This is a genomic window from Flavobacterium sp. NLM (genome assembly GCF_002210235.1).
In the GTDB taxonomy this organism is placed as follows: Bacteria; Bacteroidota; Bacteroidia; order Flavobacteriales; family Flavobacteriaceae; genus Flavobacterium; species Flavobacterium panici.
Genome location: NZ_LIAC01000015.1, coordinates 92851 through 118436 on the forward strand (window position 1 = coordinate 92851; position 25586 = coordinate 118436).

Consider the following 25586-nt stretch of genomic DNA (forward strand, 5'->3'; position numbering starts at 1 on the left):
AAGTATTTGTTTACGTGTTGTATTCTTTAATCTTATCTGATTTTTTCAATAAAAAAAGCATCAGTTGAGACATTTACATTTACTGCTACGTTCTTTCCAGCTGAATTTGTACTATCTGCGTATGTGTGCGTAATTTTTTCGACAATTTGAAAAGAACAATTTATAACGTCTTGATTGTTAGAATTGTCTGGAGTTCTGATGTTTTTAAAAGATTCCTGAATACCTATACCATTATAATTACCATTTTGACCAGAACCGTTACGTTTTGAAAAAATTGTTGCGCTTGCGTTTTTTGTGAAAGTTGAAAGATGAGTTGTAGTGTTTAGAAAATCGCTACTATAAATAAGGTAATCCACACCTTGTGGTACGGTACCCCATATGTATCCATCAAAACTACCGTTTGTAACTCTTAAATAATACTCAACCTTAATTGACGTTGGCAATATACTTCCGCTGCCAGATTCAGTCCAATAAGTACTATAATACATGCCTATTCGACCAACAAAAATACTCGGTATAGTACCCAATGGAATGTTTCCAATTACCGTTGTAGTTGTATTTGTAATTGCTGAAGGTGTATATGTATTTACATTTGGTGGTAAATTAACTAAAAGTGAAATAATACTTCCGTCATCCTCAAGAAGTCTATAACGTGCATTATTACGAGTTGTGAATAATTTACCAGAACTGTCACGCTCAATAGCTCCATTTTGTAATGTTGAGGTCAATGTGCCATTAGGAATAAAAAGAGATGGTGTTGTTGTATTCCCAGCGGCCAATGTAACTTTATTAGTAAAATTCCAAGGTCCGGAAATAGTTTGAGACTGAGACTTAATCCATGTCCACCAGTTGAATAATTTGGAGCGGCTTACAATCTTATTATCTTCAGATACAGTTTGCGTTATTTGAGTTTCTGAATCTGTAGCAATAACAGCCGTAAGTTTTCCACTCAAACCTTTTACAGTAGGAAAATCGGCAGATCCTTCTAAATCTCCTGCTAATTTTAGAGTTCCTTTTACAGATGGAGTCGCATCAACTGTTGCTGAGATACCTATGTAATCGATTAATCCTCCGTTATTTGTGTTATTAATAGCACGCATTACAAAGTGAGCGCTTTCTTCAGGTTTTAAAACTAGATTGTTAGCTCCTGGTATATTAAATTTAAAATTGCCAGATCCTAAGTTATGAAAAATAGTAACATTTGTTAAGCTTCCATTTTTTAAAATAAAGTCACGGCCATGATATAAATTTTTTGAATCTTGAATATTTAAGGATTTTAAGCCTGTCATTCCTTGTTCGAATTTCAAGTATGATTTATCATCAACGTCAACCATGTCAATGTCGCCTATATAAAACATATGGAAGAAGCTTTTGGAGGTTTTGGTAATAAACTCATCGGGAGAGACATTGTCAATCATATCTTTTAATGCTTTTCCTTGTCTGGCATCTAATGCTTTACCTTCAGTTGTGCAATCTAGTGCATTGTATTTTTCGGTTTGCAGATTGTTTAGATCATTAAACTCCAGTTCACCTTTTTCGTTGGTTATTAAAATTTTGTTAGACTTATTTGTTTCTAAATCTGCCACTCTGATTCTGTTGTGATTTGTACTCATTTTTAATTAATTATTACGGGTTTTTAAATTTATAGGCGTTTATTAAGGCTTATGGGGGTTACCGTAATTTATTCTGGTTAATTTTTGCTTTTAGAGAGGATGGTTTTATATCTCTTTTTAGCATGTTTTCAGCCAAAATGGATTGTTTTAAAAATTGTGTTAGTGGCGTCACAATAGTTTTATTTTACAGAGTTTGTAAAATATTTGGGTAATGATTGGCTTTCAGATAAGCCAATAAAGGGTTAGGAAACTTAATTTTTAAGTTCCAGATTGAGTTTTAAAATGTGATTTTGAATTTATTAGGTTATCATTTTCATTAAGGAAAATGATGTTTTTAAGAGAGCTCAAAGACTTTTTTGTCTTTGAGCTTTATATGCTTTTTGCAAACCAATTCTAGTACAAAACAGGGAAATAACCGGTACTTATATAACTTGTACATTTGGATTTGTAACTGATTGGTAACCAGTAAAGTTTACAGCTCCTAAATCATGAGGATAAACTTCATTTAGTAAATCGATAAATAAATCTAATAAGTTTACAAGACTACTCGTTTGGATTGGAATTGTCCATTCTGTCATATAAACTGAATCACTTTTTGAGTTTTCAAATTGATTAAGTTTTACTACTGAAATTGTTGTTCCTAGAGATTGAATCAATGTTTTAGTTTGATTAAGTATAGCGATCATCGATGTTTTATTTTCATCATCTAAAATATCATTAAAAGTGATACCTACAAATCCCATACTTTCACCTGTCCTATTGCCATTGCAGCAATAGTATATATTGCGTAGTTGTTCTGAATATGTGTTAAGTGTTTTGTATTCAAATACCTGGCATATGTATTCGCTTATTAATTCAATGAAATCTGGATTAATCCAGAATGATTTTGTTCGATATTTGATTCTAATGTCTCCCATTTTTATTTTATTTAATTATTTATTAACATGAAATAGTTTGGATTATCTCTTAAATTCTTATAAAAATAATTTGGATCGTTGATGTAGTTAAGGACCATATTTTTAATTTCTAAATCTTGATCATAATAACGTAAATCCATTACAAATATATCCAATGATTCTCCTGGATATTTTGTACTATTAAAAAATTTAATAAAATGATCATCAATTGATTCTAATAATTTATTTATACTTTTTATTCTTTGAGCTCCATTAAAATTATTAGATAACAATGCTCCTTTTGGTAATCCCCAAAAGTCTATTGTTTTTCCTGAAAGAGAAATACTATTATAACTGCCAGACATACCAAGGACATCCCCAATTTTTCCATAAGGTAATGGTTCAAATAAACCTTTAGATTGAGTTTGTAGATCGACCCAAGTTCTACATTCAGGTAATCGGAATGGTTTTCCTGTATCTAGATCAATTAGTTTTAAATTAAATCTTTCTAATGCTTTAGCTTCAGTTCTTACAACGTACCAAATTTTATATGAACCTGTTTTGTTTAAATTGAAAGCTAATTTTTCGGATTCTGGTAATGTGTCCCAATACTTTATAAAATCGGGAGTTTTTTCAATTTGAATTATGAAATCCTCGGAAACATTAAATAAATCATCATATAGTCTATTTTTTGAAGCTTCTTCAATAATCTCTAATTCATTTCTAATAGGAGCATATTTATTTAATCTAATTTTAACCTGAGTTCTTACGATTGTATGAATGACTTCTTCCTCATTTCGTAAAATATACAATTCATTTTTAACTTTTTTCACCATTTCCTTTAGACCAGCTATTTCCTCTGTAGATAAAATTGATAATGCTTCACTGTCTTTTAAAATAGCTTCAGCAGTACCCACAAATTTTGTAGCTTCAGCTTTTGAAAATTGATTTAAAATACCAGATCCTGCCACAACATTTGTTCCAAAAGATAAGAATGTGGAGAAAAGTTGTAAATTTCCAAGAATTTGCTGATAATCATTTGGATATTTTTCGACGATATAATTTCTAAAAGATGTTTCACCACTTAAATACAATGCAGTATCACTAGAAATCATAACAACTCCCAAAAATGCTCTTAACACATTAATACCTCTAACAGCAGCTACAACTTCTCCAAATCCTATTGCTAGTGAGATTGCATATAAAGCTGCATTGAATACTTCTTCAGCAACTTTTGTGTTTTCTTTTTCTAGTAAATAATCAATGAAACCTGCAAAAGTGAAATAATGTTTGCCTTTATATGATTCATCAGAAGTTAAATCAACAAAAGATGGGTTATCATAAAAGTGTATTGAAACCAAATCAAAATGATCAAGTTCAAATGATGTCTCTAGTTTTTCAGTAGTAACTTCTTCATATCCTGCAAAAACAGGAACACCTACTGAATTTGCATGATAAACCTCTTGTAATTTTACTTTGTAAAAAATAGTTTCTTTAATTTTTATCTTTTTGTCAGTATTACTAGTGATTTCATACTTTCTTCGATCTTTATTTGGACCATTTTTAACCCGTTTCTCTCTCCAAATAAATTGAGCACATGTAAGTTGCTTAATTTGCTCAGTCGTATATTCTGGAGGGACTTCTCTTTTCTCAATATTATTTTTTAATAAAACAATTCTATTCAGCTCTTCAACATAAGCTGTAAAATTATCTTTTCCAAAATAATCATCCATCCTATAAAAAAGCATCTTATAAAGTGTTATATAAGTATTATATGTGACTTTTTTATGTTTGTATTCAGATTCAATAACGTTTGTGGAAATGAGTTTTTGTAAAAAATCATCAGCATCTTCTTTATTTGTGACTGATTCCAATATATGTATTGCTAAATCTTCTTTATGAAAAACTTTAGTAAAATTTTCAAAATACCAATTCATTAAAGGTCTCTTTTCAACTAAAATTTTCAAAATGCTAATTCTTTGATCAACAGATAATAATGTTAGCATGTTATGTCGATACATTACATCTATTACAATAAATAACTGTTCTTCATGACCTAGTTTACTGATCTCGGTTTGATACTTTTTTAGCATTTTAAGCCATAATTCAAGACCGTTTTTATACTTTAAAAGTTCTGCTCTTGAGAGTTGATTTTCTGTAGTATGAAAAGTGAATTTTGTAGTGTCAACACCTGTTAGGTTAAAATTTAAAAAAGCCTCTGTTGTTTTTTCGCCAGCATTTTTTAGTAATGATGCAATTTCTCCAATAAGTCTAATATCACTTTCGTCTGTATCTAAAAAAGTATAGGTTTTGTATTTATCAAAAAAAGTTTTTGCATGTGTACCATTAGCAAATGTTTCGCAAAATTTACCCTTAGCACTTGCATTAGGAGCTGGTTGAGGATTTTTCGGAGCTATATATGGATTAGTGTATTGCCATGTAAAATTATTATAGCATAATCCTGAAGAATCTCTTAATATTCCAAATATTGTGTCATTAAATTGTGCAACATTCAATTTATCATATTTTTTAAAAACATAACTCTCCCATAATTTTTTTTCAACTCCATCGTATTTCTCTCCTTCTTTTTGAATTTCTTTGTCTTTTAGTTTTTGAAAATAGCCTTCGTCAACATAATCTAAAAATTCATTTGACTTAAATTCAAAAAGAGCAGTATATTTTAAGCCTTCATATATAAATGAGATTACTTTACCTCCTTTATTAAAGCCCACTTTTGATATCCCGCCGAAATTTGAAGCTTTAACTACTAAATCATTTGCTAAAATAATTGCGTAATCTTCCATAATCATATAGTAATTTGTTCATTAATTAAGTTGTCTCCCTCGATACCTATTGAAATATTGGGCATATACTCACTATATTTTTTACTGAAATGATATTTTCTATCAAGTGAATAAACAAAAACATCATTTTCTGATTCAAATAATTCTGTCTCACCATTTACATTTTCAGCTACCATCAGAACCTTGTATTTCTGGTATGCAATATTTTCAGGAGAAATCAACTCATTCTCATTCTCAAACAGATCAATCAAAAACAAACGAGGATTTTTTGTGTCATCAGTAATTAATGCTTTTATAGCATTATTTTCATCTTTCGTTAATCCCAGAATAATTTTATTAGGATTAGAGCCATCCATTGTTTTTAATTCCAGTCCCGTAATAGTTTGAGTGCTGTCTGTAAACAGTTTTAAATTATAGTAATAAGGATCTGGTAATTGGTACGTTTTATTTTTTGTAACTGCGCCGCTTGCAGAAGCTGTTGTTTTTGTATCTGGAGTTGTGCTTCCGATTGCAGAAACAGCATTATTCATAACATCTCCGGCTTCAGTTAAATAAGTAACTCGCGAAACCGTAGATGGTTCTTCAATTCCAGTTTCAATGACATCATTTACAGTAAGAGTTTGTACAATTGAAATTCCTTGCTGTTTTTTATCATAAAACTTATTGATAAGATTTGGTTTTTCAGAAGTCATTCTCGAATAACTCTCATCGCCGTTTAGTTTTAATAATGGTTCAGCTTTAATTAAACTAAACACATCATCAAAAAAGTTAGCCTGGCCAATTACAACAACTAGATCTCCATTTTCATCAAGTACTTCATCTGCCTTATAAGTATTAATTTTCCCCTGATACAACAAAACACTAAGGGCAGCAATATTTTTGCCTTGATAAGCAGGAGTTGTAAGCTGAATTTCAGCCGTTAAATCTGAATAATTTCTTTCTTCATCTGGAGGTAATAATAATCCATCGGCATTTATGAAATTATCTTTTTGTGCATTGGCAACTTTTGCAATCTGTCCGTAAAAAGCAGTATTGTTATTATTATCGGTTGTAAATTGCAGATAAAGGTTATTTGTGGTAACGGTATTAGCCTGCTCTTGTTTATCAATTAAAACTGGCCAGCCCTCCGTGCTATAAGTTACGGCTGTCATTGGAACAATTCCTTCTGAATTTGCTAATAAACCTGTTTTAAGATTTTCTGGTCCATCGTCAATTTTGTAGTTTCCATAAAAATCATAACTGCGTGTACGGTCACTCTGGATATAGATATACCAATTATTTTTAGTGAAAAAATTATTGACAACACTATTAAAAATTTCTACACCCTTTTTAGTTGTTTTAGTTCCTGCGGTGACAACATCTACAGAATTTTGCGGAACAAACAAACCATAAAAAGCAGCAATATCAACAAATTGAACACTTTGCTCGCGCAGTAATTTTTGTTGATACGGAGTACCTTCTGTAATTGAAATAGAATCAAATGCTTTACGAGCATATTTTAAGTTAAAATCAAACTCGCCATTATCAAAATTCTGTTTGTAATCGCCGTAATTTAATACAACGTCAATTCCGCCTTCTCCCTGAGCAAATTTCCCCAACGATTTTCCTATATCAATCATTGGAAGTTCAAAATCGTCAGTTTCGTCGAAAGTATTATCGGCTTCAACAAATTCAGACTCTTTGAAAAAGAAACTAGAAAGTGGAATTGCTAATTCTGTAGCCTCATTTTCCTCAGTTGGATTGTCTTTATAACCAATATATTTAGCAGTAAAATCTGGTTTTTGAATAGGATTGCCTTGTGAATCTTTGCGATTATCGTTAAAAGCACCAAAATCATCATTTATATTATTGATAAAATCAGACGTTTGATCTGTTTTCTGAATTATTTTAGGATTAGAACCTGCTGTAAAAAAATCACTTCTTTGCAATCCTCTATAAATGAAATATTTGATATTTAATCCCGGAAATGGCTGTTTGTAAGGACGAAGAATAAGATTTACTTTATCTGTACTGCCTGTTTGAGGCTGCACTAAAACAACTCCTTTGCAGATTGCATATGCCTTTTTGGGAGAAGCTAATGAAAATTTGGAGGTCAGGTTAAACTCGGTACTCGATTGAGGACCAAAAGCTTGTTCGCGGCTTTGCGTAAAGCCTCCTGACTCCACGAAAAAATGAGATTGTGAAGACATATTTAAATGAATTATTTAAAAGTTAATTTTAAACCATTAAAGGCTTATAGATTTTGTAGACGAATCTTAGAAGTAAAAAGATGAGAGCAATAAGAAAAAACCTTCCCAGCGAAATTTGTACCTTCTGCCAAAAAGTTAAGTAATTGACAAACTTGGTAATCGTAATCGTTTTTTCCTGAACATCTTTTACTTGTTTCGATTTCCAGAATGCGTAAAGTTCCTGTTCTTTTAAGTCACAGTCAACGCTGAGTTTATTGTTATCAAGTCGAACCCTTGGGCTTTTTAATGTACGCCCTGGTTCGGCCTGAATAACATTTTTGAGAACTACTTTTCCGTTAATACAGTCAAGTAATGCGTTATAAGAACTGCTGTCTTTGGCAATTTTAAAAACAGTATCGTGCAGTGTTTCTGTAATAGTAATAGTTTGAACTTTATTTTCGTTTTCAATGGGTTTCGGACTTCGGCATGAAATCACGATCAGAATAATCAAAAGAGAAAAAACAAAGTATTTTAGTTTTTTAGTCATAATTAAGGTTGGTTTATAAATTTAGTTTTGCAGACGTAAAAAGCCTTTTACGCTTTTTATATCGCGTTTTCTTCTGGCTACTTTGTAACCTTCACGGCCTCCGGCGTCATTTGTGTTTCCTTCAATTGTGTAAATCGTGGTTCCGGTCACTTTTTCAACGAAACCCGTATGGCCTGCGCCATTATTAAAATCCATAATGAAAACATCTCCGGGCTGAGGTGTTTTTTTTACCAAAAGCGGTCTCGAATTATATTGATCCAAAACTCCGGCAGTTTTCTTTAAAGGATTTTTAGCATTAATCTGCAGCGCTGCTTTTTGCGTGCACCAGTAAACAAAAGCCATGCACCAGGCATATCCTTTTGATAGACCAACGCTTCTTAAATAAATTTCGACTTCGGGGCCGGAGTTACTGTTTCTGGGAATTTCTTCGACACCAATTTGTGCCGTGGCTATTTCTAAGGTTTTTTGGGTTAGTGTCATGAATTTTTTCCGTTAAGCTGTTTAAATTTTTGTAACTCATCAACCAGCTGCTGGTTGATAAGCATAAGTTCTTTGTGTTGTACTTCCATTTTTTTTATGGTATCTGTGGCGGCGGTCAGGCGAGCAGTAATGTCATCAAGAAGATCACGGTAATATTTTACAGCGCTTACTGCGTTGTCAAGTTCGGCGGCGCGGTCTTCTGCTAATGATTTTCGCATAGAGAAAAACCAGGTTATAAAAGCGGCAAAAAATGCCGTAAGAGAGGGGTATAGAAACTGTTCCATTGAATGTGTTAATGTTGAATGTTTATAAAAGTGATTTGGGGAAACACACAGCGTGCTGTTTTTTTTGGAGAAGGTGCAATCTTAATTTTTTGCAGTTAGATTCCTGCTGTCTTTTCCTTTTGTGATTGCAAAGATTGGGTAAAAAAAGCCCTAAAAAAAACAAATGCAAGGCGTGCGAACATTAGTATTCTAGGGCTTTACATAGTTGTACAGAAAGCGAACAAAGCTCATTTTTACGAGAGTAAATGGCTCATCTTTGCACCATAAAAATAATGTTTTTAAGAGCTGAAAAGATTCGCTTTTCTTTTATAATGGTTAAGAAGACTTTTCCTGATTGCTCATAAGTTCTTCAATTTTTTTCAATTCTGAAGTAATAGGCGTACAAAGAATTTCATACAAAGTAGTTCGTGAAATGGGATAAACAGGATAAACATATTTACGCCATACTACCGTAGTCGGAATATCTTCCGTTTTGTGTTTTTGATACAGTTCTTTAACAAGTTTGTAGCGCAATAATTTATTTTTTTGAATTCCGAGACTTCTGTTTGAGGATATAGGCATGATAATGATATTTATAGAGTGATAGAAAATGAAGAGAGATTTTTTGAAAAGAGAAGAATTATTAAAATGAAGATTTAATCATGATTAAGAATTATTTGAATACGATATAATGACATAAAGATTTACTGCAGCCAAACCATTTAATCTTTTTAAGTAATGGTTTTTCTACTTCAAATGCCATTTTTTTGAACCTCGTTCTGAGGTGCTATTTGTTAAAGAATATTTTTTAACAATTGAGGTCAGTACTCTTCCTATCATGATCTCGTTCCGCAGCTCTAAAGACTGGGAACTCTACAGAAAGAATGGTTTTGGTTGCTTTTTTTGGGTAAAAACCGCCCATCTTCGGTTCCTGTTTTCCTTCAGAAAGAAGCGAAAAACAGGAACCATTTTTTTATGTTTACTTAAGTTTTTATAATGTAGAGTTTGAGGGGATTATTCAGCCTTTGTAGGTAGCTGTCGTGTGTTTTTTAAATCTCGGATTTTTGATTACAATGCTTTCATATTGATTAAAAGCCTGACGTTCTTTATTAGATAAATCATTTTTACAGTTCCAGTTTCCAAGCCCGTCTTTAAAAATGGTATGTTCATTAACCTTGTAACTTTCGTGGTCAGTAATTGGCTTTATTTTTACGCTCATTTAAGTATTGTTTAAAAATTATTTTGATTCTGAAATAAAACCATTCACGGAATAAAAGAATTGGTTTTAAATTGGTTGCAATAAGCAGAAGGGCTAAAAGAGCCGATGCGTAAATATCATTATTAGGCTGCATGACTTTGTTCGTTTTGCTGGTTAAAGAAATTAAAAGCATATCCTTGTAAAAAATCTACAGACGACATAGACAACGGAATATTGGTTTTTACACCATTTTCATCAATTCTGTTTGCTTCAATAAACCAGCTTGAGCGAATTGGTTTAAAAGAAGAAGCAATAATTTCAACACCATCGGTAAATTCTTCATTATTAAATTCTTTAGTTAATTTTTGAAGTTCCAAAACGCGCGAACCTTTTAAATTTCCTTTAGCATCTTTTTTTAATAAATTGAAAACAATTTTTACCAATGATGCTGTTTCTTTACTGGTCGAAAGCGACGAAATATAATTCTGCACTTTTTCAATACCAATTGTTACTGTATCGTCCCAACCTTCATTAATGCGATATCCAATCGTGATTTCTTCTTTATCATTAGAAAAAGTATGCGACATTTGCTTTTCTTTAAAACCATAAACCTGATTCTTTAAATCCAGAATAGTTTCAAATAATTGAAAAGTTTCTGTTTTTGCATTTCGCATCATTTCAGAAGTTTCGTATAATCTCGAAAGTGCTTTAGGAATAGTTTCGGCTACCAGTTTCTTATAAGCATCTCGTTCTTCATTCTTTTTATTTTCAATTCGGTTTAAAGCTTCTTTTAATTGCTGTGCAGAAAATTGAGATAAGTCCAAAGATGGGTTCATTGTGTTTGTTAACGGCGTGTTCATAATAATAGGCTTTTAGTTTTTATAATAATTTTAGTTATGCAATAAGATTTCTTCTTTAAATGGATCACCGTAATAAGGCTTAAAATTATAGTGATCAGCAAGTCTTAATACCTCTTTTAATTTGTTTTCAATTGCTTGTGAAACGGGACGGGGAGAAGCGGTTTCATTGTCCAGAATATGCATCCATTGAAAACGTTCCTGATTAATGCAGATTCTTTCTCCGGGCGTAAAAGATTTCGATCTTTCAGAACAATATTGAAGTGCCAGATACAATTGTGCAATTCTTGTTTCGATTTGATTTCTACTCATGATTTTTATTTAATAAGGTTCGTAATTTTTTGATGTCAGATCCTATTAGATTTCTCTCGGGGCTGTTTGGATTTTCAATCAGCCAATTCTCCAATTCCTGAATTTTTTCCTTGATTTGATTTGTTTCCATTTTTATGATTTAAGTAATGATGAATAAGGATTTTTTAATTTTAATGATTAATATTACAAGTCATTCGTAGTTTTATTCTGATTTAGTGTAGTGCTGTGTTTTTCATTTTTTAGTAACTTAAATGTCTTGTAATTAATTTAATATCAATAATTTATTCAAGTATTTTGTTTTGAATGTAGTTTGTGTACCGCATAAATTTGTATGTGTTTGACTTGTTTTTAATATTTATTTTTCTTTACTTTGCAAATATAATGTAAAATAATACATCGAAACAAATTTTTAACGTAAAAAAATACATCTTTTTATGGGGTCGACTGAAAGAATAAGAGAATACCTTGATTATAAAGGGATTACTAAATATAAGTTCTGTAATGATTTAGGTTTTTCTAATAAGTTTTTAGATAATAGCAGTAATATGGGAACGGACAAAGCGTGTAAAATTTTACACTACTATCCAGAGATAAATTCTGAGTGGCTTTTAACCGGAAACGGATCCATGATAAAAGAGGATAACACTAATATTGTAATTATGAATAATGACCGAAAAACAATAGATTCGCTGCATGTGAGTCAGGAAATACCATTATATGATTTGGAAGCTGTAGCAGGTTTAAGGGAATTATTTAGTAGTGGAAAGCCGCAAAGAGTTTTGGATACGATAAAAATTCCAAATCTTCCTAAATGTGACGGAGCGATTTCTGTTACAGGTGATAGTATGTATCCGCTTTTAAAATCCGGAGATATAATTTTATATAAGGAAACAGAATTTGATAATATCTTTTTTGGAGAAATGTACCTTTTAAGTGTCAAATTAAATGACTGGGAAGAATATATTACAGTGAAATATGTTCAGAAATCAGAACAAGGGCAGGAGTTTGTGAAATTGGTAAGTCAGAATTCACATCATCAGCCAAAAGATATACATATTTCAAAAATATCTGCGCTGGCCCTTATAAAAGCTAGTATTCGTATTAATACAATGATGTAAATTTACATATCACTATAAAAGTTAGCCTCTTAAATTATTGTATTTAAGAGGCTTTCATTTTTTATTCCATCAATAAAATGCAAATAGATCCTCTTCAAAAGAAAAAAATAACTACGCTCATTTTCTTGCGTTAGATTTATTTTGTAGTGTATTTGATATGTTTTTTCTAAGTTTAAGGTAGATAAACCTATTGTAATTTAGGAACGGCAAATGGATTAGTTAGTTATGAAGGATGATTTTTTGATAAGAAGCTGATTGTTAATTCGTTCTTTTGATAAAAAATAGAAAATTGTATTTTAAATAAATAATTGTAGCTATGAGAAAAATAATAATGCTGTGTTTGGCTTTTCTGATTTTTGGGAAAACGATGGCACAGGAAATTCCGGTACTATCTAATATTTCATCTCGAAATAACATCAACCTAAATGGAAAATGGAGTTATATTGTAGATCCACTCGAAAACGGATATTACGATTATCGTTTAATGCCTTTAAAAGACAATGGATTTTTCGAAAATAAAAAATTCAATACTACAGATTTAACCGAATATAATTTTGCTACTTCAGCCACGATGGATATTCCGTCTGATTGGAATTCAAAAGATCAAAGATTATTCTTTTATGAAGGAACGGTTTGGTTTCAGAAAGACTTTAATTATAAAAAAGATGCTCAAACCAAAGGAATTCTTCATTTTGGAGCGGTTAATTATGATGCAAAAGTTTATGTAAACGGAAAACTGGCGGGAACTCACGTTGGTGGTTATACGCCTTTTAATTTTGATGTAACAAATTTGCTGGTTGACGGAAATAACTTTGTTGTAGTGAAAGTAGATAACAAACGTCATAAAGATAATGTCCCAACCGTAAATATGGATTGGTGGAATTACGGCGGAATCACAAGAGATGTTACTTTGGCTCAGGTTCCGAATACTTATGTTGAAGATTATCTGGTTCAGCTAGATAAAAAAGAAAAAGGAAAAATTTCAGGCTGGATTAAGCTGAATAGTGAAACGGCCAATCAATCACTTTCGGTTTCTATTCCTGAATTAAAAATCAAAAAGACTATTACAACCGACTCAAAAGGTTTTGCCTATTTTGAAATAAAAGCAAATCCGATTTTATGGACGCCGGAAAAACCAAAATTATACGATGTTGCTATAAGCAAAGCAGATGAAAATATAAACGATAAAATTGGTTTTAGAACAATTGAAACTAAAGGAAAAGAAATTCTGTTAAATGGAAAAAAAGTCTTTTTAAGAGGAATAAGTATTCATGAAGAAGCGCCTTTCAGATCTGGAAGAGCCTGGTCGCAGGAAGATGCGATTACATTATTAACCTGGGCAAAAGAATTAGGTTGTAATTATGTTCGCTTAGCACATTATCCGCATAACGAAAACATGGTAAAAGAAGCAGAAAAAATGGGATTAATGATTTGGTCGGAAGTTCCGGTATATTGGACTATTTCATGGACAAATCCAGATACATACGCAAATGCCGAACGTCAGCTGCATGATATGATCTATAGAGATAAAAATCGCTGTGGAATCGTAATTTGGTCAATAGCAAACGAAACGCCTCATGGCGACGACAGAGATCTTTTTCTAAGCAAATTAGCAAAATATGCCCGCACACAGGACAATTCTCGTTTGATTAGTATGGCGATGGAAGTGACTAAAAGTTCCAATAATATCAATACGCTGCAGGATAATATGAATGAATATGTAGATATTGTGAGTTTTAATCAATATTTAGGCTGGTACAGAGGAACGAATGAATCCTGTAAAGACATGCAATGGGTGATTCCATATAATAAACCGGTTATCATCAGTGAATTTGGAGGCGAAGCTTTACAAGGTTTACATGGTGATAAAAAAGAACGCTGGAATGAAGAATATCAGGAAGAATTATATATTCAAAATACGCAGATGTTCAATCGAATTGAAGGTTTAGCAGGAGTGTCTCCGTGGATTTTAGTCGACTTTAGATCGCCAAGAAGACAATTGACAAACATTCAGGATTTCTTTAACCGTAAAGGTTTAATTTCAAGTAATGGAATTAAAAAGAAAGCTTTTTATGTGATGAAAGATTGGTACGCACAAAAAGAAGAAGAGTATAAGTAAAACGAGTTTTAGATAAGTGAAAAGCCTTCAAAGTCAGAAATGATTTCGGAGGTTTTTTGGTTTTGAATAAATACTAAAAGAGAAAAGATATAAAAAACAAAACCCCTAACATTTGTTAGGGGTTTTAAGTTCTGCGGAGAAAGAGGGATTCGAACCCCCGGACCTGTTACAGTCAACAGTTTTCAAGACTGCCGCATTCGACCGCTCTGCCATTTCTCCAGTATGTCGCTATCGTTTCGTGATTGCGAGTGCAAATATAAGGTGTTTTTTCAATTGAGAAAACTTTTTTGAAACTATTTACAAAGAAAATAATATTATAAAAAAAGAAAACCCTTAACAAAAGTTAAGGGTTTCGAGTTCTGCGGAGAAAGAGGGATTCGAACCCCCGGACCTGTTACAGTCAACAGTTTTCAAGACTGCCGCATTCGACCGCTCTGCCATTTCTCCAGTATGTTGCTATCATTGCCTGATTGCGGGTGCAAATATAAGACGGTTTTTCGGTTCTGAAAACTTTTTTCGAAACTTTTTTAAAATAATTTACAAGTGCCTAATTATCAGTATTTCCGAAAATAAGATTTTTTAAAAAAATTAATCCAAGTTGTCCAAAATTGGCGTTGGTTTCTTGTTTTCATCAACAGCAACAAACGAAAAAGTTCCAGAAACTACTGTTTCGCGAAGCTCGGTATACATTTGTTCCATAAAAATATCAACGTGAATTTTACAGCTTGTTCTTCCCACGCTAACAACTTTTGCAACTAATTCGATTAAAGTCCCTGCCGGAATTGCCTTTTTGAAATCAATTTGACCTGTAGATATTGTAACTACTTTTTTACGGCTGAAACGTGTAGCACAAATAAAAGCCACTTCGTCCATTAAATGAAGCGCAGTTCCTCCAAATAAAGTATCATAATGATTCGTTGTACTCGGGAAAACCGCTTTAAAAATATGTGTTTCAGATTTTAAAATTCTTTCTTCTAATGTACCCATAAAGATTAGTAAGTTACGTATTCAGTGATTTCAAGACCATATCCAATCATTCCGACACGTTTTGTTTGTTCTGTGTTCGAAACTAATCTAATCTTAGAAATATCAATATCATGAAGGATTTGAGCCCCAATTCCGTAATCTTTACTATCTATGATAACTTTTGGTGCTTTTAATGTTCCTTGTGCCTGCAAAGTTTTAAGTTCAGAAATTCTGTTTAATAAATTTACAGCCGTCATATCTTGGTTAATAAAAATAACCGCACCTTTACCATGTTCATTAATAACCTTAAACATATCATCTAACTGCTGTTCTGCATTATTAGTCAATGTTCCTAATAAATCATTATTAACCTGCGAAGAGTGGATTCTCGTCAAAATTGGTTCTCCAAGATTCCATGTTCCTTTCGTTAAAGCAATATGAATTTGTTTATTTGTAGTCTGCTCGTAAGCTCTTAATCTAAAAGTTCCAAAACGAGTTTCAATATCAAAATCTTCTTTTTTAATGATAAGACTGTCATGCTGCATTCTGTAAGCAACTAAATCTTCAATCGAAACTAATTTTAAGTCAAATTTCTTTGCTACTTTTATAAGTTCAGGCAAACGAGACATTGTTCCGTCTTCATTCAAAATTTCACAGATAACACCTGCAGGTTTAAATCCTGCTAATCTTGCAAAATCAATTGCAGCTTCTGTGTGCCCTGTTCTTCTTAAAACTCCACCTTGTTTAGCAATTAAAGGAAAAATATGTCCAGGACGTGCTAAATCATGTGGTTTTGTATTTGGGTCAACTAGGGACTGTACCGTTTTAGATCTGTCAGCAGCAGAAATTCCGGTTGTAACACCATTTCCTTTTAAATCTACAGAAACCGTAAAAGCAGTTTCCATATGATCAGTATTATTAGTAACCATAGCGCGTAAATCAAGCTCCTTGCAACGGCTTTCTGTAAGTGGTGTACAGATTAATCCACGTCCGTGAGTAGCCATGAAATTGATCATATCAGGAGTAACTTTTTCGGCAGCAGCTAAAAAGTCACCTTCATTTTCACGATCTTCATCATCAACTACAATGATTACTTTACCTTGACGAATATCTTCTATAGCTTCTTCAATGGTATTCAGTTGAATTTTTGTTGACATAATTATTCTTTGTTTTGAGCTGGTGAAAACCGCTCGGAAATTTTTTGAAATAGTTGTGAGATTGGGGTAGTTATCGCATCAAAATTAATTAATCCGTTATCATTTGTAGCACGATAGGTTAATAATACTGCTAATGGCGAAAGAATAAACGACGACATCCATGAACCCATAAAAGGAGTCATTCCGCCTTCCTGCGATAATCTTTTTCCAAAAGTATTGATGAAATGGAAAGTAATGAAAATTAAAACTGCAAAAACAATTGGTAAACCAAGTCCGCCTTTTCTAATAATAGCTCCAAGAGGTGCACCAATAAAGAACATTAAGAAGCATGCAAAAGCAATAACAAACTTTTCATATAAAGCCGTTAAGTGTTTGTTGATTTCTCGCTGTTTGTCTTTTAAATCTTTTTGGGTTGATTCAATAGAGAAAACGTTGCTGGTAACATTGCTGCTTGCCATTTTTAGAACATCAACTTTTTCTTTATTGTTGTATAAAGACAAAAGATCACTTGGTAAAGCCTTTTTCTTCTTTGCTTTATCAGTAACCAAAGTGCTTGATCTTCTAAATCCAACGCGCTGATTTATATTCTCAGAAAATGAAATAATTTCATTGTCCAGATTCTTGTTTAATGAATCTAAAGTATAACGCAATTCATTAAAATTGAGCATTGCATTTGTACCGGCAATACTTTCTTTACTGTCGTCAACTTTGTTTAATTCAGATAAATCGATGTTGATGATATGCGTTTTAAAAGCTCCTTTTATAAAAGGAAGTTTAGCACGGTCTTCGTATTTTTTTGGAGTAACATCCTGATAGTAATAACCATCATTTAAAACCAGTTTCAAAATACTTGATTTTTCATTACTGATTAATTCTCCATCTTTGGCTTTGATGACCGTTTTGTTTTCTCCAAAATTGTTTGCCTTTTCGTGAATAGTAACACCAGTAAGAATATTTCCGTTTTCGCCAGATTTTTTGTTGACTTTAATGTTGTACGTTCCAACATCGTTAAACTGGCCTTCGGCAATTGCCATGGCTGGTTTTGCCTGCGCGATATTTTTTCGGAAGTTCACAAACTTATATTCGGCAAAAGGAATAACATTATTGGCAAACCAAAATGCTACAATACTCAAAACGAATATAAAAATAATTAAAACCCGCATTGCTCTTTGAAGTGAGATTCCGGAAGATTTCATGGCTGCAAATTCATAATTCTCGGCTAAATTTCCGAAAGTCATAATCGAAGCCAAAAGAACCGATAACGGTAAAACCAACGGGATAATACGCGGCATAGAAAAAAGCAGGAATTTCACGACCAATATTAAGTCGAGATCTTTACCTGCTAGTTCTGATATAAATAGCCATACTGTCTGAAGTATGAATATGAAAAAAAGGATTACAAATACCGTGGTAAATGTAACTAAGAATGTTTTTAATAAGTATTTGTCTAGAATTTTCAACCTTCTGATTAATCTAATTTGTTGATGTAGTATTTCGGGTATTTACTCGCTACAAAGGTAAATTGATTTTTTGATAATGGCTGATTGGTTTTAAAAGAATTAACGGTTAAAGTTGTTTTTGTACCATTTTTTCCAGTTTCAATCAAATTATAGATGTGTTTTGTCTGAACATCAATACCTAAAAGAATTTCTTTTCTTTGATCTTTTCCAGTAGTTGGTACTAATTTAATGTATTGAATCTTTCTTCCTTTTACATTTTGTACGATATCCATATTGTATTTGTACCCAGAATTAAAGAAAGTAAGCATTTTTGAAGGCGTGATAGCATTATCATCCTTTTCATTTACTTTAGAAACTGTAACTTCTTCGTCTTCAGGAACAATTGTGTACGTTTTTTGTCCGTCAAAAATTTTAGTAACGCCCATAAAATTCAACACATATTGATTTCCTTTCATGGTTACATTTCCTTTACTGTCCTGGTTAATATTCTCTTTTGCATTATTTAGAGAATATTTAAAATCAATAACAATATTATCGTAGCTTTTTATTTTAGCAGTCACTTCGTTCAATAAATCTTTGGCTTTTTTATCCTGAGCTTGAATAGAAGTGAAGCTCAAAAGCAAAATAACTGCCATTTGAAAACACTTTTTAGTCATGTTAGTGATAGAATTGTTTTTGATTTCCTGAATGTTTGTTCTCATGATTGGATTAATTTTGTTCATTATTAAAGAATTGATCAAGAGCACTTAAGTCTAAAATGTTCACACTTCTTGCTTTACTGCCTTCAAACGGTCCAACAATTCCTGCTGCTTCCAGCTGATCGATCAAACGACCGGCCCTGTTGTAACCTAATTTTAATTTTCTTTGCAGTAATGAAGCAGAACCTTGCTGCGCATTAACAATAATCTCGGCAGCTTCTCTAAATAAGGTATCTCTTTCGGAAATATCCATATCAAGATTAATGCCAGTTTCTTCTCCAACAAACTCCGGAAGTAAATATGCTGTGGCATATGCCTTTTGTGAACCAATAAAATCTGTGATTTTTTCAACCTCTGGCGTGTCAATAAATGCACATTGTACACGCGTTACGTCATTTCCGTTTGTGTACAATAAATCTCCACGTCCAATTAACTGGTCAGCTCCCTGAGTATCTAAAATTGTTCTTGAGTCAATTTTTGAAGTTACCCTAAACGCAATTCTCGCAGGGAAATTGGCCTTAATTAAACCTGTAATAACGTTTACAGAAGGTCTTTGTGTAGCAATAATTAAGTGAATACCAATAGCACGCGCCAGCTGAGCCAAACGGGCGATTGGAACTTCGACTTCTTTTCCTGCGGTCATAATTAAATCGGCGAACTCATCGACAACCAAAACGATGTAAGGTAAAAATCGGTGTCCGGCTTCCGGGTTTAATTTTCTTGCTTTGAATTTTTCGTTGTACTCTTTAATATTACGAACCATCGCATCTTTTAATAAAGAATAGCGATTGTCCATTTCGGTACAAAGTGAGTTCAAAGTATTAACCACTTTTGCATTATCAGTAATAATAGCATCTTCTGTATCTGGAAGTTTTGCTAAATAATGTCTCTCTATTTTGTTGAAAAGCGTAAGCTCTACTTTTTTCGGATCGACCAAAACGAATTTTACTTCTGCTGGATGTTTTTTGTATAAAAGCGAAGTTAAAACTGCATTTAATCCAACTGATTTTCCTTGTCCGGTTGCTCCCGCCATCAATAAGTGAGGCATTTTAGCAAGATCGACAACAAAAGTTTCATTCGAAATAGTTTTTCCTAAAGCGATTGGAAGTTCCATTTCAGCTTCTTGAAATTTAGCTGATCCAATCACACTTTTCATCGAAACCATAGTAGGGTTCTTATTAGGAACCTCAATACCAATTGTTCCTTTTCCAGGAATTGGTGCAATAATACGAATTCCTAAAGCGGATAATGACAACGCAATATCATCTTCTAAACTCTTAATTTTAGAAATTCTGATTCCGGCTTCCGGTACAATTTCGTATAAAGTTACGGATGGACCAACGGTAGCTTTAATCTGCGCAATTTCTATTTTGTAGTTACGAAGCGTATCTACAATCTTATTTTTGTTTTCTTCTAATTCTTCCTGATTAATGGTAATTCCACCCGTCGAATATTCTTTTAATAAATCGATAGTTGGGAATTTATAATTAGATAAATCCAAAGTTGGATCAAATAACCCGAAATCAGCAACAAGGCGAGAAGCAAGGTTTTCTTCAATAATATCTTCTTCTTCCGCTTTTTCAATTACAAATGCTTCATCAGGAGAAACTAATGGAAGTTCTTGTTTTGGCTGAATTGGTTTTAAAATCGGATTTAATTCAATTTCTGACGAATGATTGATAGTTGGTTTTAAAGCTTCTTTGTTGATTTCGAATTTAGAATCATCTGTTTTTAAATGAATGTTATCCAATTCAGGATCTTCTTCAATTGCAAATTCTTCTAAATTATAAGCGCTTTCAGGTTCTAAATCCTGCTGCGGTTTTTTGATCGAATTTAATTCTGATTTTAATTCGTTTTTAGTGGAATCAAAATAAGACTGAATTTTTTCCGGAGATACTTTTATTTTGAAAATCAAATAAACGATCAGTCCAAAAAGTAAGGTTAATAAAGTTCCGGTTTTCCCGATATAATCCTGAAGAAAAAGATTTAATTCATAACCAATTGTTCCGCCAAGTTCTGGTGCCGAAGTAGCAAAAAATCCAAATAAAATAGATACTACGATAATGGCAAATAAATCCCAAAACCAAGTATTTTTTAATTTTTTGGTCGAAAGTTCTAATGCCAGAAATAATCCGGTTAAAAAGAATAAACGAACAATTATAAAAGAGGCAAGACCGAAACCTCGGTACACAATTAAGTCTGCAAGAAAAGCCCCGAATTTTCCGAGCCAGTTTTGCACTACTTCTTCACGGTCACCAAGCTGACTAACCGCACTTTGGTCTGTCTGCCATTGTCCGTTGACATAAAACGAAATAAATGCAACTAATAATGCAATAGAAAAGAGTACCAAAAGGCAGCCCAAAACAAATTTTTGTTGTTTGGATAATGACCAGGATCTAATGCTGGCGACTTTTGATTCGGTTTTTTTGTCTACAGTTTCTTTTTTTGTTTTTGCCATTCTTGCGTTCCGCCTATATAAATTTTGGAATATAAATTATCAAACCAATCGCTATTGCTGTCATGGCGGCAAAAAATACCGCTCCTGCAGCAATATCTTTAATAAACCCAATTCGTCTGCTGTAATCGGGATGGATAAAATCGGCGATTTTTTCAACAGCCGTATTTAATCCTTCAATGCTTAAAACCAAACCAATGGCTAAGGTTTGACATAGCCATTCGGTTTGAGAAATATGAAAATAGAACCCGGCAATGGTCATAATAATTCCCAGTGAGAATTGAACCATAACGCTGTGTTCTGTTCTTATCAGTTTTACAGCTCCTTTAAAGGCGTAAGTTACACTCTTTAAACGACCTGTAACAAAAGTATTATCTTTTTGAAACTCCATTTAGTGGAAAATATTATAGTGCTGCTAAAGCCGCTTCGTAATTTGGTTCGTTTGCAATTTCAGCAACTTGTTCTGTATGAGTAATTGTTCCGTTTGCATCAACAACAATAATAACTCTTGAGTGTAAACCTGCCAAAGGTCCGTCAGTGATTTCTAAACCATTTGCTTTACCAAAAGCTCCTGTTTGAAAATCTGATAAATTAACTACATTTTCTAAACCTTCAGCACCACAAAAACGTTTTTGAGCGAAAGGTAAATCTCTTGAAATACATAAAACAGTAGTGTTTTCTAATCCGCTTGCACTTTGATTGAATTTTCTAACAGATGCTGCGCAAGTTCCTGTATCAACACTTGGAAAAATGTTTAAAACTAATTTTTTACCAGCAAAATTGCTCAAAGAAGCAACTGATAAATCGTTTTGCACTAATTTAAAATCAGCAAGTTTAGAACCAACTGCTGGTAATTCGCCTGATGTATGAACTGGATTTCCTCCTAATGTTATTGAAGCCATGATAATTTTTTTTAATGAGGTTCAAAAGTAAGGATTAATATTTGAATCTAAAAGTATTTGTTAAGGGTTTAAGGTGAGATTAAGTGTAAGGTTTGATCTATAATTGGTTTGTGTGTAATGGCACGCAGATGACACAGATTAAACGGATTTTTGTCAGGCTGAGCGAAGTCGAAGCCCACATAAAGTAACTCCATAATCTAAATCGATAATCTTTGCGTGGGCTTCGACCTCGCTCAGCCTGACAAAGATTGGTAAACTGAAAACTGCGACCGAAAACTGTAAACTAAAAAAAAGCGTCTCGCAATACGAAACGCTTTCTCAGTCATGTTTTTTTGTTTTTTATTTGAAAAAGAGGTCGATTTATTTATCGATTGAACCTAAAACACGTTTCATGAACGCGTTTAAAGCTTCTTTTTTATCAGTTCCCTGAGAAACCATTTTGTGTACTTCAAGAGCACCGTACATATTCGAAATCAATTCGCCAATTACATCTAATTCTTCATCTTTAAGAGAAGGAATTTCGGTCATAGCTTCAAGAACTTCAATTGTTTCAATGATGTAATCCTGATCGTTTTCTTCGATGAACTGCGTTAATTGCTTTATTACTGGTAATTTCATGTTTAGATTTCTTAGATTTTTAGACATTCTTAGATTTTAGACCTTTTTAAAGTTTATAGTACTTCTAAGAAGTCTAAAAATCTAAGCCAGTCTAACTAATCTAAATTTAAGCAATTGCGTTTACAAGATCGATTAAAACTTCTTGTTTATTAGTTTGAGTTTCTCCAACTAATTGTCCGTTTACGAAAGTTGCAAATGTTGGCAGGTTGCTCACATTAGCTAATTTTCTTGATTCAGGAGAATTTTCTGCATCAACCAAAACAAAAGTGATAGCTTCATTTTCTGTTGCTAATTTTTTGAATTTTGGTTTCATAATACGGCAGTTTCCACACCATGATGCTGAATATTGTACTACTACTTTTTCGTTTTTAGCAACTAAATCTGCTAACGTATCTTCGTTTAAGTCGATTAACATAATTTTCTGTATTTAAATTCCAAGTTTATAAATTCCAAATTCCAAATCTTACGATTGAATTTAGAAAATCTAAATTTTGAAAATATTATTGATTTTTTGAGAGAGAAAAATTCCAAATCCCAATTGGAATTTGGAATTTTAAAAATTTGGAAATTTTATTTCTTAGTTAGCGCTTAAGTATTCAGCAGTACTAACTCTGTCTGCAGACATAGCTTCTTTACCAGCTTCCCAGTTAGCAGGACAAACTTCACCTTTAGTCTGGATGTGAGTGTAAGCGTCAACCATTCTTAGGTATTCGTTTACGTTACGTCCTAATGGCATATCGTTTACACTTTCGTGGAAGATTTTTCCAGTTTCGTCAATAAGGTAAGTAGCTCTGTAAGTTACGTTTGAACCTTCGATGATAACTGAATCAGTATCTTCGCTGTAGCTTGTAGATTCGATATCAAGAATACCTAAAATGTTAGCTAAGTTACGGTTTGTATCAGCTAAGATTGGGTAAGTAACACCTTCGATTCCACCATTGTTTTTTGGAGTATTTAACCATGCAAAGTGAACTTCGTTTGTGTCACAAGAAGCACCAATTACGATAGTATTTCTTTTTTCAAATTCTGGTAATGCAGCTTGAAAGGCGTGTAATTCAGTTGGACATACAAAAGTAAAATCTTTTGGGTACCAAAATAAAAGTACTTTTTTATTGTTGTTTACTGCTTCTTCAAAAATGTTGATTTTTAAATTGTCACCCATTTCTGAGATAGCATCTACTGCAATACTTGGGAATTTTTTTCCTACTAAAGACATATTTTTCGTTTTACGTTAAAAATTTATTTCTGGTGCAAAAGTAGGTGATAAGCACATATTCTTACAATAAGATGTGATTATAAAAACTTATAAGTTGATAAATTTTGACTATTTAACTTTTTAACCTATTGGATATCAATGTTTACCGGAAGAATTCCATTTGAAGAAATTTTAGCTAAAAATTGAATTGCTGCCGTTTTTTGAAATTCTTCAAAATCCTGATACGCCTGAACTAATCCTGAAGCCTTTTTAAGATTCGGAATTATTGGTAAAACGTACGGATTTCCAAAAACGTAAACAATGCATTTTTTGGTTTGAAGTAAATCAGAAAGCAGTTCTAAAACTGCATTATCAATTTCGAAATTATTTGCTGGTTTTGCTTTTGGAACAAATAATGAAATGATAATAGTTTCGAAATTCTCTAATTGTTTTTTGATTGCAGAAATATCCGAAACTTCTAAATTTTCAAAAGCAAATTCAGGAGATTCTAATTCTGAATTTAAAGTTTTAAAGAATGTGTTTTCGGTATTTTTATATAAACTTAGTTTGGCTAATTTATTGTTTTTCTGAGAATCAAATGCCAATTCTGAATTTGAATTATCTATAATTGTCGTAATGGCATTTTGAGCAATTTCCAGATTTAATTCAGATGCTTTTTCGAAATTTAATTCGCCCGAAGCATCGGTATTTCCAGAAAGAATTCCCGCTTTTTCTTTAGCCTTCATGATTCGGCTATGGCTTTTAAAAATACGATCTGGTGATGCATTTCTAAAGATAGCTTCGATTCCTTCGGGAACATTTTCGGCGAAACATAAAATATCATTTCCGGCATTAAAAGCTTCCCATTCCAGCTGACCTTTGGTTTCGTATAATTTTGAAACACTGTGCATATTTAAAGCATCAGAAATCACCAAGCCATCATAACCTAATTTCTCGCGCAAAAGATCCTGAATCACAGCTTTTGATAATGTTGCCGAGGTATCTTTTCCATCGTTTAAACTCGGAACGGCCAAATGTCCAATCATAATTGAATCGACATTATTTTCAATTCCTTTAATGAACGGATATAATTCGTTTTCTAATAATTCTTCCAGAGTTTCCTTTAAAACAGGCAATCCTAAATGCGAATCGACATTGGTATTTCCATGTCCGGGAAAGTGCTTCAGACAGCCTAAAACGCCAACTTCCGACATTCCGTTTAAATATTCAACCGCAAAATTGGCTACTTTTTCTTTGTTTTCACCAAATGAACGATATCCAATAACAGGATTATTTGGATTATTGTTGATGTCTGCCAAAGGCGATAAATTATACTGAATTCCGGCTGCTTTTAAATCTAAACCTATTTGTTTTCCAACTTCGAAAACCAAATCAGATTTAGTTGAAGGTAAAGCGCCAAGTGTAATCGCATACGGATATTGAGGTGTTTTTTCGATACGCATTGCTAAACCCCATTCGGCATCTATGCTGATTAAAAGTGGAGTAGAAGCAGCTTTTTGATAACGAACAATAAGTTCTTTGATTTTTTGATAGCTGTCATCATTAAAAACAACTTTTTTCTTGCTTTCATAATTGGTTGCAGCGCTCGCCCGACTATGAAAAAAGGTCAGTCCGCCAATGTTGTGTTCTTTTATCAAACGCTCGGTTTCCTGAATATTTTCTTCGGTATCGTTTATAAAAACGGCAGGAAAAAAGAATTGTCCTATTCTTTGTCGTAATGCTTCGGCTGTAATTTTCAT

General features: G+C 32.7%; 25 protein-coding genes and 2 tRNA genes. 2 read left to right on the plus strand and 25 right to left on the minus strand.

The features are described from left to right. Nucleotides 1–32 precede the first annotated feature (32 nt). The 12 genes from APR43_RS18200 to APR43_RS24525 all read right to left on the minus strand — a co-directional run bounded on the left by APR43_RS18200 (nucleotide 33) and on the right by APR43_RS24525 (nucleotide 11268). Nucleotides 33–1613, minus strand: a complete 1581-nt coding sequence (locus APR43_RS18200) for a hypothetical protein (protein ID WP_053471144.1) — start codon at nucleotides 1611–1613, stop codon at nucleotides 33–35. 422 nt (nucleotides 1614–2035) lie between these two features. Beyond that, complete coding sequence (locus APR43_RS18205) at nucleotides 2036–2356, minus strand: hypothetical protein (RefSeq protein WP_053471143.1); 321 nt, start codon at nucleotides 2354–2356, stop codon at nucleotides 2036–2038. Between the two features lie 185 nt (nucleotides 2357–2541). Next, nucleotides 2542–5313, minus strand: coding sequence for a hypothetical protein (locus APR43_RS18210; protein ID WP_123924564.1), 2772 nt, complete (start codon nucleotides 5311–5313; stop codon nucleotides 2542–2544). 2 nt (nucleotides 5314–5315) lie between these two features. Further along, nucleotides 5316–7502 carry a hypothetical protein gene (locus APR43_RS18215; protein WP_053471141.1) on the minus strand — a complete coding sequence of 729 codons (2187 nt, stop codon included), beginning with the start codon at nucleotides 7500–7502 and terminating at the stop codon, nucleotides 5316–5318. Nucleotides 7503–7530: 28 nt separating this feature from the next. Continuing rightward, complete coding sequence (locus APR43_RS18220) at nucleotides 7531–8028, minus strand: hypothetical protein (RefSeq protein ID WP_053471140.1); 498 nt, start codon at nucleotides 8026–8028, stop codon at nucleotides 7531–7533. Between the two features lie 21 nt (nucleotides 8029–8049). Then, nucleotides 8050–8508 (minus strand): CHAP domain-containing protein, encoded by a 459-nt coding sequence (locus APR43_RS18225; RefSeq protein ID WP_053471139.1) that lies wholly within the window; start codon nucleotides 8506–8508, stop codon nucleotides 8050–8052. Then, nucleotides 8505–8792 (minus strand): methyl-accepting chemotaxis protein, encoded by a 288-nt coding sequence (locus APR43_RS18230; RefSeq protein ID WP_091290755.1) that lies wholly within the window; start codon nucleotides 8790–8792, stop codon nucleotides 8505–8507. Before APR43_RS18230 ends, APR43_RS18225 begins: the two co-directional genes overlap by 4 nt. Before the next feature lie 315 nt (nucleotides 8793–9107). Then, entirely contained in the window at nucleotides 9108–9353 is a 246-nt protein-coding gene (locus APR43_RS18235; protein ID WP_053471137.1) for a hypothetical protein, read from the minus strand. Between the two features lie 436 nt (nucleotides 9354–9789). Continuing rightward, the gene (locus APR43_RS18240; protein WP_053471136.1) at nucleotides 9790–9990 is read right to left on the minus strand and encodes a hypothetical protein; all 201 of its coding nucleotides are present in this window, start codon (nucleotides 9988–9990) and stop codon (nucleotides 9790–9792) included. A gap of 122 nt (nucleotides 9991–10112) precedes the next feature. Further along, nucleotides 10113–10829: a DUF3164 family protein gene (locus APR43_RS18245; protein ID WP_053471135.1), complete on the minus strand. Its 717-nt coding sequence runs from the start codon at nucleotides 10827–10829 to the stop codon at nucleotides 10113–10115. A gap of 30 nt (nucleotides 10830–10859) precedes the next feature. Beyond that, on the minus strand, nucleotides 10860–11138 hold the full coding sequence (locus tag APR43_RS18250; protein WP_053471134.1) for a hypothetical protein: 279 nt from the start codon (nucleotides 11136–11138) through the stop codon (nucleotides 10860–10862). Continuing rightward, complete coding sequence (locus tag APR43_RS24525; protein ID WP_165590678.1) at nucleotides 11131–11268, minus strand: hypothetical protein; 138 nt, start codon at nucleotides 11266–11268, stop codon at nucleotides 11131–11133. Before APR43_RS24525 ends, APR43_RS18250 begins: the two co-directional genes overlap by 8 nt. Nucleotides 11269–11572: 304 nt before the next feature. On the opposite strand from APR43_RS24525, the gene APR43_RS18255 reads away from it, so the two are divergent. Beyond that, nucleotides 11573–12256: a helix-turn-helix transcriptional regulator gene (locus tag APR43_RS18255; protein WP_053471133.1), complete on the plus strand. Its 684-nt coding sequence runs from the start codon at nucleotides 11573–11575 to the stop codon at nucleotides 12254–12256. Nucleotides 12257–12572: 316 nt separating this feature from the next. After that, complete coding sequence (locus tag APR43_RS18260) at nucleotides 12573–14375, plus strand: glycoside hydrolase family 2 protein (RefSeq protein ID WP_053471132.1); 1803 nt, start codon at nucleotides 12573–12575, stop codon at nucleotides 14373–14375. A gap of 134 nt (nucleotides 14376–14509) precedes the next feature. On the opposite strand, the gene APR43_RS18265 is transcribed toward APR43_RS18260, so the two are convergent. From APR43_RS18265 to APR43_RS18325, 13 genes are all read right to left on the minus strand, one after another. Further along, nucleotides 14510–14594, minus strand: a tRNA-Ser gene (locus APR43_RS18265). A 143-nt stretch (nucleotides 14595–14737) separates the two neighbouring features. Beyond that, nucleotides 14738–14822 (minus strand) — tRNA-Ser (locus tag APR43_RS18270). A 141-nt stretch (nucleotides 14823–14963) separates the two neighbouring features. Beyond that, nucleotides 14964–15362 (minus strand): acyl-CoA thioesterase, encoded by a 399-nt coding sequence (locus APR43_RS18275; RefSeq protein WP_053471131.1) that lies wholly within the window; start codon nucleotides 15360–15362, stop codon nucleotides 14964–14966. Between the two features lie 5 nt (nucleotides 15363–15367). After that, entirely contained in the window at nucleotides 15368–16498 is a 1131-nt protein-coding gene (gene ribB / locus APR43_RS18280) for a 3,4-dihydroxy-2-butanone-4-phosphate synthase (RefSeq protein ID WP_053471130.1), read from the minus strand. Between the two features lie 2 nt (nucleotides 16499–16500). Continuing rightward, nucleotides 16501–17958 (minus strand): LptF/LptG family permease, encoded by a 1458-nt coding sequence (locus APR43_RS18285; protein ID WP_053471129.1) that lies wholly within the window; start codon nucleotides 17956–17958, stop codon nucleotides 16501–16503. Between the two features lie 8 nt (nucleotides 17959–17966). Then, nucleotides 17967–18659, minus strand: coding sequence for a LolA family protein (locus APR43_RS18290; protein ID WP_082356391.1), 693 nt, complete (start codon nucleotides 18657–18659; stop codon nucleotides 17967–17969). A gap of 7 nt (nucleotides 18660–18666) precedes the next feature. Then, entirely contained in the window at nucleotides 18667–21114 is a 2448-nt protein-coding gene (locus APR43_RS18295; protein ID WP_053471128.1) for a DNA translocase FtsK, read from the minus strand. A gap of 13 nt (nucleotides 21115–21127) precedes the next feature. Then, nucleotides 21128–21502 carry a diacylglycerol kinase gene (locus APR43_RS18300; protein WP_053471127.1) on the minus strand — a complete coding sequence of 125 codons (375 nt, stop codon included), beginning with the start codon at nucleotides 21500–21502 and terminating at the stop codon, nucleotides 21128–21130. Between the two features lie 13 nt (nucleotides 21503–21515). Beyond that, nucleotides 21516–22013, minus strand: a complete 498-nt coding sequence (gene tpx / locus APR43_RS18305) for a thiol peroxidase (RefSeq protein ID WP_053471126.1) — start codon at nucleotides 22011–22013, stop codon at nucleotides 21516–21518. Nucleotides 22014–22373: 360 nt separating this feature from the next. Next, nucleotides 22374–22631: a DUF6952 family protein gene (locus tag APR43_RS18310; RefSeq protein WP_042566605.1), complete on the minus strand. Its 258-nt coding sequence runs from the start codon at nucleotides 22629–22631 to the stop codon at nucleotides 22374–22376. Nucleotides 22632–22737: 106 nt separating this feature from the next. Beyond that, the gene (locus APR43_RS18315) at nucleotides 22738–23046 is read right to left on the minus strand and encodes a thioredoxin family protein (RefSeq protein ID WP_007805605.1); all 309 of its coding nucleotides are present in this window, start codon (nucleotides 23044–23046) and stop codon (nucleotides 22738–22740) included. Nucleotides 23047–23208: 162 nt separating this feature from the next. Next, nucleotides 23209–23847, minus strand: coding sequence for a peroxiredoxin (locus tag APR43_RS18320; RefSeq protein WP_053471125.1), 639 nt, complete (start codon nucleotides 23845–23847; stop codon nucleotides 23209–23211). A 125-nt stretch (nucleotides 23848–23972) separates the two neighbouring features. Beyond that, the gene (locus APR43_RS18325) at nucleotides 23973–25586 is read right to left on the minus strand and encodes a glycoside hydrolase family 3 protein (RefSeq protein WP_053471124.1); all 1614 of its coding nucleotides are present in this window, start codon (nucleotides 25584–25586) and stop codon (nucleotides 23973–23975) included.

Coding starts and splice junctions, on each gene's coding strand:
- APR43_RS18255 (WP_053471133.1), top strand. CDS start 11,573: ATGGGGTCGACTGAAAGAATAAGAGAATACCTTGATTATAAAGGGATT.
- APR43_RS18295 (WP_053471128.1), bottom strand. CDS start 21,114: ATGGCAAAAACAAAAAAAGAAACTGTAGACAAAAAAACCGAATCAAAA.
- APR43_RS18235 (WP_053471137.1), bottom strand. CDS start 9,353: ATGCCTATATCCTCAAACAGAAGTCTCGGAATTCAAAAAAATAAATTA.
- APR43_RS18320 (WP_053471125.1), bottom strand. CDS start 23,847: ATGTCTTTAGTAGGAAAAAAATTCCCAAGTATTGCAGTAGATGCTATC.
- APR43_RS18290 (WP_082356391.1), bottom strand. CDS start 18,659: ATGAGAACAAACATTCAGGAAATCAAAAACAATTCTATCACTAACATG.
- tpx (WP_053471126.1), bottom strand. CDS start 22,013: ATGGCTTCAATAACATTAGGAGGAAATCCAGTTCATACATCAGGCGAA.
- APR43_RS18300 (WP_053471127.1), bottom strand. CDS start 21,502: ATGGAGTTTCAAAAAGATAATACTTTTGTTACAGGTCGTTTAAAGAGT.
- APR43_RS18205 (WP_053471143.1), bottom strand. CDS start 2,356: ATGGGATTTGTAGGTATCACTTTTAATGATATTTTAGATGATGAAAAT.
- APR43_RS18245 (WP_053471135.1), bottom strand. CDS start 10,829: ATGAACACGCCGTTAACAAACACAATGAACCCATCTTTGGACTTATCT.
- APR43_RS18275 (WP_053471131.1), bottom strand. CDS start 15,362: ATGGGTACATTAGAAGAAAGAATTTTAAAATCTGAAACACATATTTTT.
- APR43_RS18325 (WP_053471124.1), bottom strand. CDS start 25,586: ATGAAAATTACAGCCGAAGCATTACGACAAAGAATAGGACAATTCTTT.
- APR43_RS18220 (WP_053471140.1), bottom strand. CDS start 8,028: ATGACTAAAAAACTAAAATACTTTGTTTTTTCTCTTTTGATTATTCTG.
- APR43_RS18315 (WP_007805605.1), bottom strand. CDS start 23,046: ATGTTAATCGACTTAAACGAAGATACGTTAGCAGATTTAGTTGCTAAA.
- APR43_RS18310 (WP_042566605.1), bottom strand. CDS start 22,631: ATGAAATTACCAGTAATAAAGCAATTAACGCAGTTCATCGAAGAAAAC.
- APR43_RS18250 (WP_053471134.1), bottom strand. CDS start 11,138: ATGAGTAGAAATCAAATCGAAACAAGAATTGCACAATTGTATCTGGCA.
- APR43_RS18240 (WP_053471136.1), bottom strand. CDS start 9,990: ATGAGCGTAAAAATAAAGCCAATTACTGACCACGAAAGTTACAAGGTT.
- APR43_RS24525 (WP_165590678.1), bottom strand. CDS start 11,268: ATGGAAACAAATCAAATCAAGGAAAAAATTCAGGAATTGGAGAATTGG.
- APR43_RS18230 (WP_091290755.1), bottom strand. CDS start 8,792: ATGGAACAGTTTCTATACCCCTCTCTTACGGCATTTTTTGCCGCTTTT.
- APR43_RS18210 (WP_123924564.1), bottom strand. CDS start 5,313: ATGGAAGATTACGCAATTATTTTAGCAAATGATTTAGTAGTTAAAGCT.
- APR43_RS18200 (WP_053471144.1), bottom strand. CDS start 1,613: ATGAGTACAAATCACAACAGAATCAGAGTGGCAGATTTAGAAACAAAT.
- ribB (WP_053471130.1), bottom strand. CDS start 16,498: ATGTCAACAAAAATTCAACTGAATACCATTGAAGAAGCTATAGAAGAT.
- APR43_RS18215 (WP_053471141.1), bottom strand. CDS start 7,502: ATGTCTTCACAATCTCATTTTTTCGTGGAGTCAGGAGGCTTTACGCAA.
- APR43_RS18225 (WP_053471139.1), bottom strand. CDS start 8,508: ATGACACTAACCCAAAAAACCTTAGAAATAGCCACGGCACAAATTGGT.
- APR43_RS18260 (WP_053471132.1), top strand. CDS start 12,573: ATGAGAAAAATAATAATGCTGTGTTTGGCTTTTCTGATTTTTGGGAAA.